Below are 17,374 nucleotides of genomic sequence, written 5' to 3' on the forward strand. Positions count from 1 at the left end.
TCACGAAAGCCAACCGGCCGCGTCCGCGGCCCAGTAGGTCAGCACGATGTCGGCTCCGGCGCGGCGGATGCCGGTCAACGACTCCAGCGCCGCCGCACGCTCATCGATCCAATTGTTGGCGGCCGCAGCGCAAATCATGGCGTACTCACCCGAGACCTGGTAGGCGGCCACCGGCACCGGTGAGACGTCCGCCGCGGCGGCCACCACATCGAGGTAACTCATCGCGGGTTTGACCATGATCATGTCCGCACCCTCGTCCAGGTCCAGCCGGATCTCGCGGAGCGCCTCGCGAAAGTTGCCCGCCTCCTGCTGATAGGTGCGCCGGTCGCCGGACAGGCTGGAACTGACCGCCTCGCGGAACGGGCCGTAGAACGCCGAGGCGAACTTCGCGGCATACGCCAAGATCACCACGTCGGCGTAACCCGCGGCGTCCAGCCCGTCGCGGATCGCGGCCACCTGCCCGTCCATCATTCCGCTGGGCCCGACCACGTGCGCGCCCGATTCCGCCTGTGCCACAGCCAGTTTGACGTACCTGGCCAGCGTCGCGTCGTTATCCACCCTGCCCCTGGCGTCGAGGACACCGCAGTGGCCGTGGTCGGTGAACTCGTCGAGGCAGGTGTCGGCCATCAACACCGTCGCGTCGCCGAGATCCTTGGCCAGGTCCCGCAGGGCTAGATTGAGGATGCCGTCGGGGTCGGTGCCGGCCGACCCCGTCAGATCCTTGTCCTCGTCGCGTGGCACCCCGAACAGCATCAGCCCGCCCACCCCGGCGGTGACGGCATCGGCCGCGGCGCTGCGCAGTGAATCGCGGGTGTGCTGCACGACCCCGGGCATCGACGCGATCGGGCGCGGTTCGTCGATACCGTCGGCGACGAACATCGGCAGTACCAAATGCCTTGGCTCCAAAGATGTTTGCGCCACCAGACGACGCAACGCCGGGGTGGAGCGGAGCCGGCGCGGACGCTGCCGCGGGTAGGCCACTACCGCCTGCGGCTCTTCTTACGCGGCGGCGGCAGCGCGCCCTCGGCGCGCAACCGCGCGGCGTGTTCGGCCAACGCGTCGACCAGCGGGCCGACGGCGGCCGTTTCGGGCTGCACGTCCACCCGCAAGCCGAACTCGGCGGCGGTCTCGGCGGTCTTGGGACCGATACAGGCGATGATGGTCCGCGCGTGCGGCTTGCCGGCGATGCCGACCAGGTTGCGCACCGTGGAGCTGGAGGTGAAGCACACGGCGTCGAATCCGCCGGTCTTGATCATCTCCCGGGTCTCCGCCGGCGGCGGGGCGGCCCGCACCGTCCGGTAGGCGGTGACATCCTCGATCTCCCAACCGCGTTCGCGCAGGCCCTCGGCCAGCGTCTCGGTGGCGATGTCGGCGCGCGGCAGCAGCACCCGGTTCACCGGGTCGAAAATGCTGTCATACGGCGGGAAGTCGTCCAGCAGACCCAGCGACGACTGCTCACCGGCCGGCACCAGCTCGGGGCTGATCCCGAACGCGCGGACCCGGTCGGCGGTGGACTCGCCGACACAGGCGATCTTCACCCCCGAGAACGCCCGGGCGTCCAGACCGAACTCGCCGAATTTCTCCCACACCGCGCGCACCGCGTTGGTGGAGGTGAACACCACCCACTGGAACCGGCCGTCGACCAGGCCCTTGACGGCCCGCTCCATCTGCGCGGGGCTGCGCGGCGGCTCGACGGCGATGGTCGGCACCTCGATCGGCAGGGCGCCGTACGCCGTCAGCCGCTCGCTCATCTCGCCGGCCTGGTCCTTGGTGCGCGGCACCAACACGGTCCAGCCGTACAGCGCGCGGCTCTCCCACCAGTTCAGCTTCGCCCGGCTGGCCACGGTCTTGCCGATGGTCACCACCAGCGGCCCGGTCAACGGGCCCGCCGGATCGGTCCCTCCCAGCACGGCCGAATCGGTCAGGCCGCCCAAGGTGGTTTCGATCGACCGCTGCTGACAGGTGGTGCCGTGCCCCGTCACCACGCACGGAGTGGTCTCGGCCAGCTCGTGCTCGATGAGGGTCCGCGCCGCGTCGGCCAGGTGCGACGTGGTGGCCTGCAGGATCAGCGGGCCCGGCGCCGCGGCCAAAGCGTCCCAGTCCACGTTTGGGTCGCGCACGTCGGCGACCGTGTGCGACGAGCCCAGCGGCAGCCCCGCATAGGTGGGCACGGCGCCCGTCGCCGCCAGGCCGGGCACGATCTCGAGGTGCAGGTGGCTTCGCGCGACGGCGTTCACCTCGGTGATGACCGCGTCGACCGTCAGCGGGTCGCCGGCCACCAGCCGCACCACGTCGGCGCCGGCACGAGCCTCGGCGGTCAGCGTCTTGGCCACCTCCGCCGGCTCGCCCAGCGCGGGACGGATGTCCGGGCCGGCCGATATCACCGCGGGTTGCTCGGCACCGCCCGAGGCGGCGTCGCCGTCGCCCGCCGTGGCGTCGGCGGGTGCCGCCGGGCCGGAAACCGGCGGCAGATCCTTGCCGATCAGCGCCAGCACCTGCTCCGGCACGTCGGGGTCGGTGAACACCAGCGCGGCGTTCGCCAATACCGTGGCGGCCCGGGTGGTCAACAGCCCGGGGTCGCCGGGACCGGAACCCACGTATGTGATGCGGCCGGGTCTCGGCTTACGCCCTCGCGTCGTCATTGTCGCTCCCAGTCATTCGCAATTAGTTTCCTCGTGCCGGGTCCTGCCGCGCCTCGGCCATGAGTTCTCGGGCGCCGAGTTCGAACAACTCCGCGGCGACCGAAATCCCCAGCTCCCGCGCCCGGTCGGCGGTGCCGATGCCGGACGCGCGGATCACGTCGGACCCGTCCAGCGCCGCCACGCAACCGCGCAGCGACAGCTCGTCGAAGACGCGGCCGTCCTCATCGATGGACTCGACCACCTCCGCGATCGCGCCCACCGGCGCGGAGCAACCCGCCTCCAGTTCGGCCAGCAGGGCTCGCTCCGCGGTGACCGACGCGCGCGTGTCGGCGTCGTCCAGTTCCGCCAGCACTGCCGCCAATTCATCACCGGCGCGGCATTCGACGGCGAGCGCGCCCTGAGCCGGTGCTGGCAACATCTGCACCGGCTCTAGCGTCTCGGTGACATCGTCGAGGCGACCGAGCCGGGCCAGTCCGGCCCGAGCCACCACGATCGCGTCAAGATCACCACTGCTTACCCTGTTCAACCTGGTATCTAGGTTGCCTCGTAGGGGGCGGATTTCCAAACCGAGACCCAATGCTCTAAGCTGCGCGGCCCGTCGGGGGGACGACGTCCCGACCAGCGAACCCGGCGGCAACTCGCCCAGCACCAGCCCGTCGCGGGCCACCACCACGTCGCGGGGATCGTTGCGGGGCGGTATCGCCGCGATGGTGAACCGCGGGTCGTCCGCGGTGGGCAGGTCCTTGTGGGAGTGCACGGCGGCGTCCACCCGGCCGTCGCTCATGGCCTCGCGCAGCGCGGTGGTGAAGGCGCCCACACCCAGGGTCTCGATGGGGGCCGACGAGCGATCGCCGGCGGTGGTGATGATCACCAACTCCGCGGGGTGACCGTTGGCGATCAAGGCGTCCCTGACGACGCCGGCCTGGGTGGTGGCCAACAGACTGCCCCGGGTGCCTATCCGGATCACGTTCGCCAATCGGCTTACTCGGCGGACGGTTCGTGCGTTCCGACGTCGAATCCCGTTGCGATGACGGGCAATTCGCCAGCGGCAACGGCGTCGACAGCGGTCTGGTCGAGTTCGAAGAGTTCGCGCAACGCCTCGGCGTAACTGTCCCCTCCGGGGGCGCTGGCGAGTTGCTTGATCCGCACGGTGGGCGCATGCAGCAGCTTGTCCACCACCCGCCGCACGGTGCGCGCCACCTCCTCGCGCTGGGCGCTCTCCAGGCCGGGCAGCCGGTTGTCCAGGCGCAGCAGCTCCGCCTCCACCACGTCGGCGGCGCGCTGCCGCAGCGCGGTGACCGTCGGGGTGACCTCGGCCATCCGCTGGCCCGCCAGGTAGGCGGCGACTTCGGCGGCCACGATGTGGCGGGCGGCGTGCACGTCGGAGGCCGCCGCGTGCGCCGACGGCTCGTGCTGGACGCGGTCCACGTCGATGACCCACACACCGGGCAGACCGGCGACAGCCGGGTCGACGTCGCGCGGCATGCCGAGGTCGCAGATCACCAAGGGCCGGGTCGACTCGTCACGGCGCGCGGCCGCCAGCGCGAGGTGCACATCGGCCAGCGTGACCACCGGGCTCACCGCACCCGTGCAGCTGACCACGACGTCGGCGTCCGCCACCGCGTCGGCCAAGCGGTCGAGTGGCATCGCGTCGGCCCCCACGCCGGATTCGCGGAGCCTGCGGGCCAGCCGCTGCGCGCGCGACAAGGACCTATTCAGGACGTGCACCTGCCCGATGCCGGCCCGGGTCAGGTGGGTCGCCGCCAGGGCGCCCATCGCGCCGGCACCGACCAGCGCGGCCGTCTTGCCCTCCAGGCCGTCCAGCCGGCGTTCGGCCATGTTCAGGGCGACCGACACCACCGAGGCGCCGGCCGCGTCGATGGCGGTCTCCGAATGCACCCGCTTGCCCACCGACAGCGCCCGCTGGGCCAGCTCGTGCAGCACCCGGCCGACGGTCCGGTTGGTTTCCGCCGTGGCATACGCGCGGCGCACCTGGCCGAGCACCTGCTGCTCACCGACGACTGCGGAGTCCAGGCCGCTGGCCACCGCGAACAGATGCTCGACGGCGGCCTCGCTGTAGCGGACGTACGCGTACTTGGTCAGGTCCCCCATTGACATTCCGGAGTGATCCGACAGCACCTGCCCGATCGCCGCCAAGCCGCCGTGGAAAGCATCCACCACCGCGTACACCTCGACGCGGTTGCACGTCGAGAGGACCATCGCCTCGGTCACCAGCGGCGACTGCAGCACCCGGTCGACGATCTTGCCCTGATCGGCCTCGTCGATGGTGAGTTGTTCCAGGACGGAGACCGGCGCACTGCGGTGCGAAACCCCGAAAAGCAGGACGCTCACGGCAGCATCACCTGGCCAGCTCCCTTGCTTTCTCCAGTAATTGAACTGGTTTCCAAGGTAATCGTTTATCAGGTGGGCTACCAAATAATCGCCCGGCCACCCTCATCTCCCGAGATCCGCGCGCAGCCGGGCCTCGTCGATGTCCCAGTAGCTGTGCTCGCGGCCGTTGAGCAGGACCACGGGCAGCCGGTCGCCGAACTCCGCCCGCAGCGCCGGGTTCCCCGCCGTCGCGGCGGCGTCGACGTCGGTCGTCGACAGGTCGAAGCCCAGCTCAGCGGCCAGTTCGGCCAGCCGGGCATGTACGCGCTCGCAGATGGTGCAGCCGTCGCGGGTCAAGAGCTCAACGTGCGGCCGGCCGGTCGCTTCGGTCATGGGCACCAGTGTGGCATCGGTGACTTGTGGACCCATCTACCAGGCGTTATGTTCCGGTCATGGCCGACGAGACTGTGCGGGTTGACCCGGTGGTGATGCAGAGCCACGCCATGTCCATCGGCGGCGCCGCCGAGCACCTTTCGGCTGAGTTGACCCAGCTCGACGATCAGGTGGGTCAGTTGTTGGGCGGTTGGCAGGGCGCGGCGGGGACCGCGTACGGCTCGGCGTGGGAGCTGTGGCATCGAGGGGCTCGCGAGGTGCAACAGGGTCTGTCCCTGTTGGCGCATCTGGTGGGCCAGGCCGGCGAGGGCTATCAGAGCAACGAGGCCGGGGCCGCCCAGGCGGAACGCGCGGTGCGTGGTGGCTGAGGCATTTCGGGTAGACCCTCAGGCGTTGGCCGACGTGGTGCAGCGGATGGCGGCGTTCCAACGCTACGCCGAGGACATGATCACCGAAATCGATTCGCGCGTAACGCGTCTGCACACCACATGGACGGGGCAGGCCGCGGCTGCCCATGCTGAGGCGCATCAGCACTGGGTGCGCGGCGAGGCGATGATGCGCGAGGCGCTGGCGCAACTCGAGAAGGCAGCCACGACAGCGCACGGCAACTACACCGGAGCCATGTCGACGAATCTCGGTATGTGGTCGTGACCCGATGGCGCCGCTGGCGTGTGACCCGACGGCCCTAGACCGCGCCGGCGCGACGGTGCTGGCCGCCGGCGAGTCGCTGGGATCGGTGATCTCCGGCTTGACTGCGGCGCTGGGCGGCAGCACGGGCATGGCCGGCGATGATCCGGTGGGCGCGGCGCTGGGCCGCGCGTATGACGGCGCGGCGGCCAAGGTGATCGACGCGATGGTCAGCACCCGCAACGGGTTGTGCAGTATCGGCGACGGGGTGCGGGTGTCGGCGCACAACTACGCGCTGGCCGAGGCGTTGTCTGATGTCAATGGCCAAGCCGCGGGTCTGCCCGCACCCCAGGTGACCGCGCCCATGACCGTCGGCGCGAAGCCGCCGTCGGCGGTGGGCACCGGCAGCGCCGCCCCGGCGGGCTGGGGCTGGGTGGCCCCCTACATCGGAATGATCTGGCCCAGTGGCGATTCGGCGAAATTGCGAGCCGCTGCGGCGGCGTGGGCAACCGCGGGCGCCAACTTCATGGCCGGCGAGACCGCGGCGGGCGGCGGGACGATGGCCGCCATTGGCGCCCAACAGATCCCGGAGGGCGCTGCCATCAACAAGGCGTTGGCGGATGCCTCCGAGGCCACCATCAACGTCGCACGCCAGTGCCAAACGATCGCCGCGCAGCTCAACGGCTACGCGGCCAAGGTCGACAAGGTACACGCGGCGATTCTGGATTTGTTGTCGCGCATCTGCGATCCGCTGACCGGAATCAAAGAGGTCTGGGATCTGCTCACCGACGAAGACGAAGACGAGATCAAAAGGATCGCCGACGACATCCGCACGGTGGTCGACAACTTCGCGGGCGAAGCCGAGACGTTGGGCGCCCAGATCAACGCCGCCATGACCGCCGCCGCCGCCGCGGCTGAAGCCATGGGCCGGTGGACGGGCAAAGAATGGGACCACTTCCTGCACGGCACCTCGGTGGGCAGAGTCCTCAACCACGTGGGCCAGTCCCTGAAGGGTGTCGGTGTGGAGGCCTGGGATTGGCTCGAGGGCATGGCAAAATTCAGCCCGAGCCGACTCCAATCCGATCCGGTGGGTTACGGCAAAGACGTCATCGGCATGGTTGCCGGCGAGGCGCCTCTCGTGGGCTTGGGCCCCGACGGGGGGCCCGGAGTGGCCGAGTCCTGGAAAGCGCTGGGTAAGCAGGTCACCCACTGGGACGAGTGGGGTACGAACCCGGCCGAAGCGTTCGGAAAGACCCTCTTCGACGTGGGGACTTTGGCGCTGCCCGGCGGCCCACTGTCAAAGCTCGGCAAGCTGGGGCGCGGCCTTGGCGACGTGGTGAGAGATGCGCCGAAGCCGCCGTTGCCGGACGCCGCGAAACCGCCCTCGGTGAAGCCCCCGGCGGAACCACCCCCGGCCGCACCCAAGCCACCGGAATCGGGACCGCCCGCGACCCCCGGCAAGCCGGAACCGGGCAAGCCCGCGCCCCCCGCCTCGGGCAACCCGGCACCCGGGCCCGCTGACGGCCCTCTGCCGCACAGCCCGCCGAAGCCGGCAGAACCGGTGCCGGCCCACGCGCCTTCGCCTCCCGGCGGCGAACCGGCCGCTGCACCCCCCAGCGCGGGTCTGCCATCGCTACCGGAGCCACACCTGCCGACGCCGCCTTCGGTGCCCATGGGCGGAGCGCCCACCGAAGCACCTCCCGGCCTCGGTGAAATGCCCCACGAACCAGGCGTCCATCCACCCGAAATGCCTGGTCCCCAAGATGGCGGCCCGCCGCATCTACCTGATGAAGGCCCGCCGCATGGGCCCGGTGACAACACCCCGCAACATCACCCGGGCGAAAGCAATGGACCGCATCATGGCGACAACCACGGACCGCACGACGGCACGCCTTCCGACGATCCAGCCGATGGACACCTGCCCCATACGACGCCATCGGATTTGCCGCCTTGGCGGCAAGCCCAGCTAACGCTTGCCGAATCGCCGGAAAGGCTCGTGCAGGACCTTATAGACCACGGCTGCCCGCGGGATCTTGCTGAATCTGCGTTGCAGAGCCCCTATTCGGGAATGACCGCCCAGGAAATTTTGGACAACTTCTGGAACCACGCTGAAGGGACTTGGAAGTGGCCGTTGGAAAATGGCTTTGCCGATGGGAAATGGGAAACAGCCCGAAGTATTCCGGAGAATGTCTGGCTGGATAGGATCGGAGAGGTCAGCAACCAAAGAGGTGATTTTATGGGAGCGATGGGTGACAGTTATCCGGAGCGCGGCCTGGCCCCGGGCTCATCTGGGGATTACAATCGATTTCAGGGCACCGGCAAGGAATTGCCCGCAGACTGGGAGGTCAGGTACGGAAATGTCGCGGAGGCATTCGGTCAGCCCGGCGGAGGAATCCAGTGGGTAGTCTATGACACTAAGAATAAACAAACTGTGCTGATTGATACCTTGCTTGAAGAAGGCTATCTGCGCCGACCATAGGCGGCCTACGAGGAGGAACCTCCCCTAATGAATATGCAATTCGGCGGCACAGCCGCTTCCGAAGAGTTCGCAGAGGTAGCATTCTATTATGACCTCTGGCGCAGGCTTGCGAACTCAGAAGGCAGAGGCTCTTATGAAGAGCCCGACTGGCATGAGGGCCGTCTGTACCTCCGTTCAGATTATTGGGACAAGATAAAGGAATGGCCCCAATGGGGTGCATTCGGCGATTGGGCTGCTTGGGTTATTGCGCCGATGCCTGGAGGCCGCTTCCGCGTGTTACGGTCGTTGAAGCACGAACGCGCCGGCCAACGATCCGAAGAAATCGCTGCAATATTTTCGCGTTTTGTTGATGCAGGGAAATACGTGATCTTGCGGATGGGAGATAGCCTTCGCAGCGGCCTTCGGCTGAAGACTTTATTCATTCAATGGGACGATCGGGGCCCTAGCCAGCGATTAGAAGTCGGCCCGGCGGGACCCGACATAATAGACTTGTTGTGCACAGAGATGCCCACGCTCGATAAAGACTCGGTCGAACGGTATCTCAAGCGTTACACGCTCAAGAGCGATCCTGACTCGTTTGCATATACATTCCCGTCGGAAGAACCGAGGATGGAGGTCCTCGCTTTGTCATTCAAAGAGCTAACTGCAGCACTACTCGACGGCATGCCTGAAAGCATCACTTCGATGGCCGGGTTCGGTGAAAGTTAGACGTCCAATTAGATAGAAGAGAACAGATTCCCAGCGGAATGGTTCACCGTCAAAGTCTCAGGGGCTCAGCGATCGAGACCACCCATCCCGGCGAGCGTGAAGCTAACTTCACGCTCGCCGGCGAGTGTGCGGCTAGCTTCACACTCGGCGGCACGGGATACGTCAGCGCACCCAGCGCCCCCGCCCGATAGGGTTAGACATCGGGACCCACTGGGTCGCCAGGCAACACAGCGATCTAGGAGGTTTGGCGATGACTTCCTCTGAACCGGGCAACGGAGACGTCAGTCGCGTTGACTTGGAGTCGCTGGCCGCCGACGCCAGCGCCGCCCGCGCGCTCGAAGGCCTGCAGGCCGAAAAAGCCGCCACCGACGAGGACCGCCCGCAGCCGCCGATCGACCTGACCGCGGCCGCCTTCTTCGACGTCGACAACACGCTGGTGCAGGGCTCGTCGGCGGTGCACTTCGGTCGCGGCCTCGCGGCGCGCAACTACTTCACCTATCGCGACGTGATCGGCTTCATCTATGCCCAGGCCAAATTCCAGATCCTCGGCAAGGAGAACAGCAACGACGTCGCCGCCGGCCGGCGCAAAGCGCTCGCCTTCATCGAGGGCCGATCGGTCGACCAACTGGTGGCACTGGGTGAGGAGATCTATGACGAGATCATCGCCGACAAGATCTGGCCGGGCACCCGCGAGCTCACCCAGATGCATCTCGACGCGGGCCAGCAGGTGTGGTTGATCACCGCCACGCCTTACGAACTCGCGGCGACCATCGCGCGGCGCCTCGGCCTGACCGGCGCCCTGGGCACCGTCGCCGAATCGGTCGACGGCGTGTTCACCGGGCGGCTCGTCGGCGACATCCTGCACGGCACCGGGAAGGCGCACGCGGTGCGTTCGCTGGCGATCCGGGAAGGCCTCAACCTCAAACGCTGCACCGCCTACTCGGACAGCTTCAACGACGTGCCCATGCTCTCCCTGGTGGGCACCGCCGTGGCCATCAATCCCGACGCCCGGCTGCGCACCCTGGCCCGCGAACGCGGCTGGGAGATCCGCGACTTCCGCACCGCGCGCAAAGCCGCCAGGATCGGGGTGCCGTCGGCATTGGCGCTGGGGGCTGCCGGCGGGGCACTGGCCGCGGTGGCGTCCCGGAGGCAATCGCGCTGATAGGCTGCGCCGCTGAGACATATTCGAGCGGAGAGCGATAGCGGCATGACGACCCCCAAAGAAGCCGAAGGACTCATCGGCAGCCATTACCGGGCACCGGACTACTTCCTCGTCGGGCGCGAGAAGATCCGGGAGTTCGCGCTCGCCGTCAAGGACGACCACCCGACGCACTTCAGTGAGGAGGCGGCCGCGGCTGCCGGGTATGACTCGCTGGTGGCACCGGTGACGTTCCTCGCCATCGCCGGACGGCGTGTGCAGTTGGAGATCTTCACCAAGTTCAGCATCCCGATCAATATCGCGCGGGTGATCCACCGCGACCAGAAATTTAAATTCCACCGGCCGATCGTCGCCGGCGATAAGCTGTACTTCGACACCTATCTCGACTCGGTGATCCAATCCCATGGCACCGTGCTCGCTGAGATCCGCAGCGAAGTGACCGATGTCGATGGGAACCCGCTTATCACCAGTGTCGTCACGATGTTGGGGGAAGCGTCAACCGAAGCTGACACTGAAGCAACAGTGGCCGCGATTGCATCCATATCAGCCGGAAAGTAGGGTCCGATCAATGACGTCACAGGGGGAAACGGGTAGCACCCAACTCAAGCCACCGGTCGAAAAGGTGCGCTCCCATTACGACAAGTCAAACGAGTTCTTCAAGCTGTGGCTTGACCCGTCGATGACCTACAGCTGCGGTTACTTCGACGAGAATCCCGATCCCAACAACCTCACCAAGACGCTGGAAGAGGCGCAGTACGCGAAGCGCAAACTCGCGCTGGACAAGCTCAACCTCGAGCCCGGCATGACCCTGCTCGACATCGGCTCCGGCTGGGGCTCGACCATGCGGCACGCGGTGCAGGAGTACGACGTCAATGTCATCGGCCTGACGCTGAGCGAGAACCAATACGCCCACTGTGTGGCCGAGTTCGAAAAGATGGACAGCCCCCGCCGCAAAGAAGTGCGGATCCAGGGCTGGGAGGAATTCCCCGGTGACGTACCGATCGACCGCATCGTGTCTCTGGGCGCGTTCGAGCACTTCGCCGACGGCGCGGGTGACGCCGGGTACGAGCGGTACGCGACCTTCTTCAAGAAGTACTACGACCTGCTGCCCGACGACGGCCGCATGCTGCTGCACTCGATCGTGGTCCCTAGCCGCGAAGAGGGCAACGCGATGGGCTTGAAGGTGAACATGACCCTGCTGCGGTTCATCAGCTTCATCCTGAAGGAGATCTACCCGGGCGGAAAGTTGCCCCAGGTCAACCTGGTCGACAAATACGCGACTGACGCCGGTTTCAAGATCGAGCGACACCACTTCATCGGCAAGAACTACGTTCCGACGCTGACCGCCTGGGGGGATGCCCTCGAGGCGCACAAGGAAGAGGCGATTGCCCTGAAGGGGCAGGAGACCTACGACATCTACCTGAAGTACCTGCGCGGCTGCTCGGACCTGTTCCGCGACGGCTACACCAACGTCTGCCAGTTCACGATGGTCAAGTAAGTCGCCCGAGGACGCCCCGGAACCAATTGGCTCCGGGGCATTTTCGCGTTGAAAAGCGTCTTTAGCCGAAGAAGATGTTGCGACGGCCCGCGAGCAACCGGTACAGCGTCTGCTGGATCGTCTCGCGGACCTGATCGGTCAGCTCGAAGGTCACCATCGGGTCTTCTGCGTCGGAAGCGGCGAAGTCGTTGGTGTATATGGGCTCACCGAAAGCGATGCGCCACTTCGACGGCAGCGGCACCAGACCCGCAGGCCCGGCCAGCGGAAAGAGCGGCGTGATCGGGAAGTAGGGCAGTCCGAACAGGCGGGCCAGCAACTTCACGTCGGTCAGCATCGGGTAGATCTCTTCCGACCCGATGATCGAGCACGGGATGATGGGGGCCTTGGTGCGCAGCGCCGCCGTCACGAAGCCGCCGCGGCCGAAGCGCTGCAGCCGGTAGCGGTCCTCGAAGCGCTTGCCCAGACCCTTGTAGCCCTCCGGGAACACAGCGGTCAGCTCGCCGGCGGCGAGCAGCCGGTGCGCGTCCGTCGTGCAGGCCATGGTGTGACCCGCCTTGCGGGCGGCTTCGCCCACGACGGGCAGGTCGAACACCATGTCGGCAGCCAGCAACCGCAGGTCGCGGTGTGCGGGATGCTCGTCGTGCACCGCCACCGACAGCATCAGCCCGTCGAAGGGCAGAACCCCGGCGTGATTGGCGACCACCAGCGCGGGACCTTCGCTGGGCAGGTTCTCCACACCGCTGACCTCCACCCGGAACCAGGACCGGAAGAAGAACCGGAGCAGGGGGCGGACGATGGCGCTGTTGAAGTGCGGATCGAAGCCGAATTCGTCGACGGCGTAGTCACCGGTGATCCGCTGGCGCACGAATCCGGCCACCGCGGCGACGCGTTGAGCCAGTTCGTTGAGCGGGACCTCCGACGACCCGGCGGCGGCGCGACGGTGCTCATCGATTTCACGGACGACGGCCGCGATCTGTTCGGCGGACGCCCGACCGTGGGGATCAGAGAGCAGGGAGGGATGCTGGCGAGAGGACTCCGCGCGCTGATCGGCTTTCCGGCGTGCCGCTACCCGACCCCGATTCGTGTGCAGCGGAATGACATTCGCTCTGGTTTCACCCGCCACGATACCTACCTGACCCCACCCCACGGAACTGGATTTCGACCACCCCAGCGCTGAGCTAAAGATACGGCGCGACCCTCCAGGGAGCGTACCCGATGTGGGTCGATAATGGGAGTCATGCCTCGGCCCCGGACGTAGTCGTCGAAGGCCTCGGCCGTCGTCCATTTCGGCTGGTAGCCGAGCTCCGAGCGCATCCGGGTGGTGTCCATGACCCGGCCGTAACTCAGGTAGGCAAACTGGTCGCGGCTGATCTCGTTGTAGCGATTGGCCCGCCTCAGCGAATCCAGCGCCCAGACGCCAAACCCTGGCACCGGCAGAGGAATCCGGCCGGCGCGACGGATCGCCTGCGACAGCATGATGATCCCGTCGGCCCCGATGTTGAAGGTGCCGGCCTTACCGGCCATCGCCGCGCGCTCCAGCGTACCCAGCGCGTCCTGCTCGTGCAGCAACTGCAGTCGCGCGTCGCGACCGAACATCGTGGGCACCAACGGCCCGGCCAGATACCGCGACAGCGTGGTGTCCATGGCCGGCCCGATCATGTTCGCCAGCCGCAGGATCGTCACGGCGATATCGGGCCGGCGCCGACCCAGGCCGCGCGCGTAGGCCTCAATGTCGAGGCTGTCCTTGGCGAAACCGCCGCGCAGGGGACGGCGACTGGTGCTGTCCTCGGTGAACATCACCGGATCGTGCGCGCTGGACCCGTACACCTCCGACGTGGACTTGAGCACGACGCGGCGCACCGACGGCGCCTTCTGACAGGCCGCGAACAGCTGCATCGCGCCCATCACGTTGATTTCCTTCAGCGCCGCGGTGCCCCCGGACCGCGGCGCGTAGGACGCCGCCGCCGCGTGCACCACCGTGTCGACCTCGCCGTTACGAATCACCTTGGCGATGAAGGGATTACGGATGTCGGCACGAACGAACTCGGCGCGGCCCATCCGGCGCAGCATGTCCTTGCTGGGCGCGATCGCGTCCACCGCGATGATCCCTTTGATCATCGGGTTCTGCGCGAGCCGAGCCGTCAGGTAACCACCCAGGAACCGGCACGCACCGGTAACCAGGACAATCTTGGGGTAATGCACCGTGTTGCTCGTGGTGTCGCCGGTTCCGGCGCCTTCCCCACTCGACTGATCCACCCAAACAGCCTATCGACTCCGGAGACCGCAGCACTACGCCGCGGCTGGGCCCTACTTGCCGAGTTTTCTGCGCTGCACCCGGGTGCGACGCAACAACTTGCGGTGCTTCTTCTTCGACATGCGCTTGCGCCGCTTCTTGATTACTGAACCCATGAACTCCGCTATCTGACCCGTGACCTGCTTGCAGGATTGACCCGGACACTTTACCCGGCGGGATACGCCCAACACCAAACCGGCGCCGGCGCCCGCCGCGTGATCGCGGAGTGCGGTTTCGGGTCAGCCCGCGTCGAAGTAAGACGTCTCGAGCATGTCGTGCACCGCCTTGGCGTGCACCCGGAACGACCGCCCGACCCGGACCGCGGGCAGCTCGCCGTTGTGCACCAGCCGGTACACCGTCATTTTCGAGACCCGCATCAACGCAGCCACCTCGGCGACGGTCAAGAATTGTGTCCTGCCCTGCTGGCCCTCGCTGGGACCGGTGTCCCGCTTACCAGCAGAATCTCGCGCCGATGGCCCGTTCGTAGACGTCATCGCAACCCAATCGTGTCAGGCCCGCGCAATGCCAGCGGCTTCCCCTCCGCTGGCACCCACACGTGCATACAAAGAGGAGAATAGCGGGACTAATGGGGTTACTGGTACTGGTGGGGGACAATCAGTTCAAATTTCTTGGATTACTCCGATGTAATTCTTAGCTGCTCAGAGCGCGTTTTGGCGGCCTGAACGGCCGCATCGACGGCCGCCCGCAGGCCGCCCCGTTCCAGTTCGCGAAGCCCCGCGGCGGTGGTGCCCCCGGGGGAGGTGATGGCGGCGCGCAGCTGCGTCGGCGTGGCGTCGACGCGCAACCCCGGGCCCTCCCCTTCGCCCGGTCGCCGCTCGCCGTCCATCCGTTCCAGCAGCATGGCCGCCGAGCCCGCCATCGTCTGCGCCGTCAGGTCGGTGGCCACGTCGCGGCTCAGCCCGGCGGCAACCCCGGCGTCCACCAGGGCCTCGACCATCAGGAAGAAATACGCCGGTCCAGACCCGGAGAGCGCGGTCACCGCGTCCATTTGGGCTTCCGGCACCGTGAGCACGCCGCCGACCGAGTCGAACAAAGCCGAGACGCCCTCCAGCTGCGCGGCGGTGACGAACCGGCCCTTGGCCAGCGCGGTCACCCCGGCGCCGACCAGCGCCGCCGCGTTCGGCATCGCCCTGACCACCGGCGTGCCGGCGGGCAGCTTGGACTCGAAATACGAGATGCCGATCCCCGCCGCCACCGTGACGAACACCTGCTCGGCGGTGTCGCTCTCGGACGCCGCGGCCACCCGGGCCAGCTCCGTCATCACCGGCTCGACGTCGCCGGGCTTCACCGCGACCACCACGAACGACGCGTTCTCCACCGCCTCGGCCACCGAGGTGACCAACACGGAATAGGTGGCGGCCAGATACTCGGCGCGCTCCGGCACCCGCTCGGCCACCACCAGGTCCTTGACCTGCCGGCCCGCCCGCAGCAGACCCGACAGCAGAGCCTCCCCGATGCTGCCGCCACCGACGATCGCGATTCTTGCCATGCCCGACAGCATCGCAGACAGCGGCGGCTACCCGGCGGCAGGGACCAATGCCAATTGGCGGGCTTGCACCACCAAGCGGCCCAGACTGTCGACCACGGTGTGGTCCTCGTCGAACCAGTCGTGCCCGATCTCGGTACACGTCGCGATGATCCGCAGCCACCCGTCGGCGGGCAGGCCGCGCAGGAAAGCGGTCAGCTGGATGGTGGGAGCCCAGCCGGTGCGCTCCACCGCGAAGGTCACCGGCGCCGACAGATCCCCGCACATGAGCGCGAACAGCCCGTCCGGGGCCACCCCGCGCGGGCGCGCCCACATCTGGATCACCGGCGGGCCGCCGTCGGCGGGTGGCTCCAGGCTCGACAGCACCGGCCGCACGTCGCAGCCTTCGCCCAGGTGCACCAGGCCGGCCAGCGGGTGGCCGGGCCCGATCGGTGCGACGTCGTCGGGCGGCTCGGGCGGCATCAGGCCCACCACCGGGTTGGCCGACAGCAGCGGCTTGGCTTCGCCATCGGGTGGGAAATGCTCCGGCTCGCCGAGGTTGACCACCGCATGCACGGCCGTGCGGTCGCCCTGGGTCAGCTCGACGTCGACGACGCTGATCCGGCGGCCGCGCTTGCGGATCGAGGTGACCAGCCGCATCGGTCCCGGATCGGGGGCCCACAGGAAGCTGGCCGACACCGCGACCGGTTCCAGGGCCGGTTCGAGGCCGGCCGACGGCCCACCGCAGGCGGTGCGGGCGGCTTTGGCGCACAGCGCCAGCATCGCCCCGCCGTGCACCTTGGGCCCGATGGTCCAGTGCTTGTTCAGCTCGCCTTCGAAGGTGCCGGGGCCGACCTCCCGCAACGCCATTGCGGTGGTGAATAACGCGTTCATGGTCTCCTGGATCTGATCAGCGCAGCAGGTGCGTGCGGGCGAACTGCAACGACTCGGCGAGCATGCTCTCGCGCTCGTTGGCTGAACGCGCGCTGGACGTCGACACCTCCAGGATGACGTGGCCGGCGAAGTGGCTGCCGGCCAGCATCTGGCAGACCTCGGCGGTGGGCTGTGTGCCCCGTCCGGGCACCAGGTGCTCATCGGCGGGCAGGCCGCTGCCGTCGCACAGGTGCAGATGGACCAGCCCATTCCCCATCCGTTGCGCCATGTCCAGCGAGTCGCTGCCCGCGGTCGCGGTGTGCGACAGGTCCAGCGTGTAGTGCGCGTGGTTGCCGTCCAGCGGGTCGTATGAGGGCGCGAACGCCGAGATCGCCGGGCCGGGGCCGCCGCCACGCCGGCGCATCCGTTCCCGCGACTGGCCCGAGCCGAAAAACCGGTCGGCCCGGAACGGGAACATGTTTTCCACCGCGACCAGCACGTCGCTCGACGCTTCCAGGGCGGCGACCTGGTCGCTGAAGCCCTCGGCATAGCGACGCTGCCAGCGAAACGGCGGGTGCACGACGACGGTCTGTGCACCCAGCTGTTCGGCGGCCCGCACACTGCGGTCCAGCTTCGGGATCGGGTTGGCTCCCCACACGCGCTGGGAGATCAGCAGGCAGGGGGCGTGCACGGACAACACCGGCACGCGGTAGCGCAGGGACAGTTTGGCGATGGCGTCGATGTCCTGGCTGACCGACTCGGCCCACACCATCAGCTCGACCCCGTCGTAACCCAGCCGGGCCGCGTACTCGAACGCGGCCTCGGCCCGCAACGGGTATACCGAGGCCGTGGAGAGTCCGACTTTGATAGCTGGGCGCAACGGTC

Annotated in this window: 19 protein-coding genes; 7 read left to right on the forward strand and 12 right to left on the reverse strand. The window is 67.6% G+C overall.

Features of this window, described 5'->3' with window-relative positions:
- The 5 genes from hemB to C1737_RS15680 all read right to left on the reverse strand — a co-directional run bounded on the left by hemB (window position 1) and on the right by C1737_RS15680 (window position 5,366).
- Window positions 1-981: a porphobilinogen synthase gene (hemB, locus tag C1737_RS15660; RefSeq protein ID WP_082975092.1), complete on the reverse strand. Its 981-nt coding sequence runs from the start codon at window positions 979-981 to the stop codon at window positions 1-3.
- Window positions 981-2,642, reverse strand: coding sequence for a uroporphyrinogen-III synthase (locus C1737_RS15665; protein WP_102418841.1), 1,662 nt, complete (start codon window positions 2,640-2,642; stop codon window positions 981-983). Before C1737_RS15665 ends, hemB begins: the two co-directional genes overlap by 1 nt.
- Before the next feature lie 22 nt (window positions 2,643-2,664).
- A complete protein-coding gene (gene hemC, locus C1737_RS15670; RefSeq protein ID WP_067923558.1) occupies window positions 2,665-3,609 on the reverse strand; it encodes a hydroxymethylbilane synthase in 945 nt (314 codons plus the stop codon).
- A 14-nt stretch (window positions 3,610-3,623) separates the two neighbouring features.
- A complete protein-coding gene (locus C1737_RS15675) occupies window positions 3,624-4,994 on the reverse strand; it encodes a glutamyl-tRNA reductase (protein WP_102418842.1) in 1,371 nt (456 codons plus the stop codon).
- Window positions 4,995-5,096: 102 nt separating this feature from the next.
- Window positions 5,097-5,366: a glutaredoxin family protein gene (locus tag C1737_RS15680; protein WP_067923556.1), complete on the reverse strand. Its 270-nt coding sequence runs from the start codon at window positions 5,364-5,366 to the stop codon at window positions 5,097-5,099.
- Between the two features lie 59 nt (window positions 5,367-5,425).
- Between C1737_RS15680 and C1737_RS15685 the strand changes: the two genes are divergently transcribed.
- The 7 genes from C1737_RS15685 (at window position 5,426) to C1737_RS15715 (ending at window position 11,837) form a co-directional block, all read left to right on the forward strand.
- Window positions 5,426-5,734 carry a WXG100 family type VII secretion target gene (locus C1737_RS15685; protein WP_067923541.1) on the forward strand — a complete coding sequence of 103 codons (309 nt, stop codon included), beginning with the start codon at window positions 5,426-5,428 and terminating at the stop codon, window positions 5,732-5,734.
- The gene (locus tag C1737_RS15690; protein ID WP_067923553.1) at window positions 5,727-6,017 is read left to right on the forward strand and encodes a WXG100 family type VII secretion target; all 291 of its coding nucleotides are present in this window, start codon (window positions 5,727-5,729) and stop codon (window positions 6,015-6,017) included. The genes C1737_RS15685 and C1737_RS15690 overlap by 8 nt, the downstream gene beginning before the upstream one ends.
- A gap of 4 nt (window positions 6,018-6,021) precedes the next feature.
- Window positions 6,022-8,472, forward strand: a complete 2,451-nt coding sequence (locus C1737_RS15695) for a glycohydrolase toxin TNT-related protein (protein ID WP_102418843.1) — start codon at window positions 6,022-6,024, stop codon at window positions 8,470-8,472.
- A 27-nt stretch (window positions 8,473-8,499) separates the two neighbouring features.
- Window positions 8,500-9,180, forward strand: coding sequence for a hypothetical protein (locus tag C1737_RS15700; protein WP_233214768.1), 681 nt, complete (start codon window positions 8,500-8,502; stop codon window positions 9,178-9,180).
- 250 nt (window positions 9,181-9,430) lie between these two features.
- Entirely contained in the window at window positions 9,431-10,342 is a 912-nt protein-coding gene (locus C1737_RS15705) for an HAD family phosphatase (RefSeq protein ID WP_067923532.1), read from the forward strand.
- A 45-nt stretch (window positions 10,343-10,387) separates the two neighbouring features.
- Entirely contained in the window at window positions 10,388-10,897 is a 510-nt protein-coding gene (locus tag C1737_RS15710; protein WP_067923529.1) for a MaoC family dehydratase N-terminal domain-containing protein, read from the forward strand.
- A gap of 10 nt (window positions 10,898-10,907) precedes the next feature.
- A complete protein-coding gene (locus tag C1737_RS15715) occupies window positions 10,908-11,837 on the forward strand; it encodes a cyclopropane mycolic acid synthase family methyltransferase (protein ID WP_067923526.1) in 930 nt (309 codons plus the stop codon).
- Window positions 11,838-11,898: 61 nt separating this feature from the next.
- Here the strand turns inward: C1737_RS15715 and C1737_RS15720 are convergent, their stop codons facing one another.
- The 7 genes from C1737_RS15720 to C1737_RS15750 form a co-directional block, all read right to left on the reverse strand.
- Entirely contained in the window at window positions 11,899-12,984 is a 1,086-nt protein-coding gene (locus C1737_RS15720) for a lysophospholipid acyltransferase family protein (RefSeq protein ID WP_197509223.1), read from the reverse strand.
- A complete protein-coding gene (locus C1737_RS15725) occupies window positions 12,966-14,093 on the reverse strand; it encodes an SDR family oxidoreductase (protein ID WP_068097461.1) in 1,128 nt (375 codons plus the stop codon). Before C1737_RS15725 ends, C1737_RS15720 begins: the two co-directional genes overlap by 19 nt.
- 51 nt (window positions 14,094-14,144) lie before the next feature.
- A complete protein-coding gene (locus C1737_RS15730; protein ID WP_003402602.1) occupies window positions 14,145-14,246 on the reverse strand; it encodes a 30S ribosomal protein bS22 in 102 nt (33 codons plus the stop codon).
- A 123-nt stretch (window positions 14,247-14,369) separates the two neighbouring features.
- Entirely contained in the window at window positions 14,370-14,624 is a 255-nt protein-coding gene (locus tag C1737_RS15735) for a cell division/environmental response transcriptional regulator (RefSeq protein ID WP_067917146.1), read from the reverse strand.
- A gap of 140 nt (window positions 14,625-14,764) precedes the next feature.
- Window positions 14,765-15,640: a pyrroline-5-carboxylate reductase gene (proC, locus tag C1737_RS15740; protein WP_197509475.1), complete on the reverse strand. Its 876-nt coding sequence runs from the start codon at window positions 15,638-15,640 to the stop codon at window positions 14,765-14,767.
- A 27-nt stretch (window positions 15,641-15,667) separates the two neighbouring features.
- Entirely contained in the window at window positions 15,668-16,510 is an 843-nt protein-coding gene (locus C1737_RS15745; RefSeq protein WP_068097456.1) for a thioesterase family protein, read from the reverse strand.
- A 16-nt stretch (window positions 16,511-16,526) separates the two neighbouring features.
- Window positions 16,527-17,369: a sugar phosphate isomerase/epimerase gene (locus tag C1737_RS15750; protein WP_102418845.1), complete on the reverse strand. Its 843-nt coding sequence runs from the start codon at window positions 17,367-17,369 to the stop codon at window positions 16,527-16,529.
- Between the last annotated feature and the right edge of the window lie 5 nt (window positions 17,370-17,374).

Origin of the sequence: Mycobacterium sp. 4858, from assembly GCF_900240975.1 — a bacterium.
Taxonomy (GTDB): Bacteria; Actinomycetota; Actinomycetes; order Mycobacteriales; family Mycobacteriaceae; genus Mycobacterium.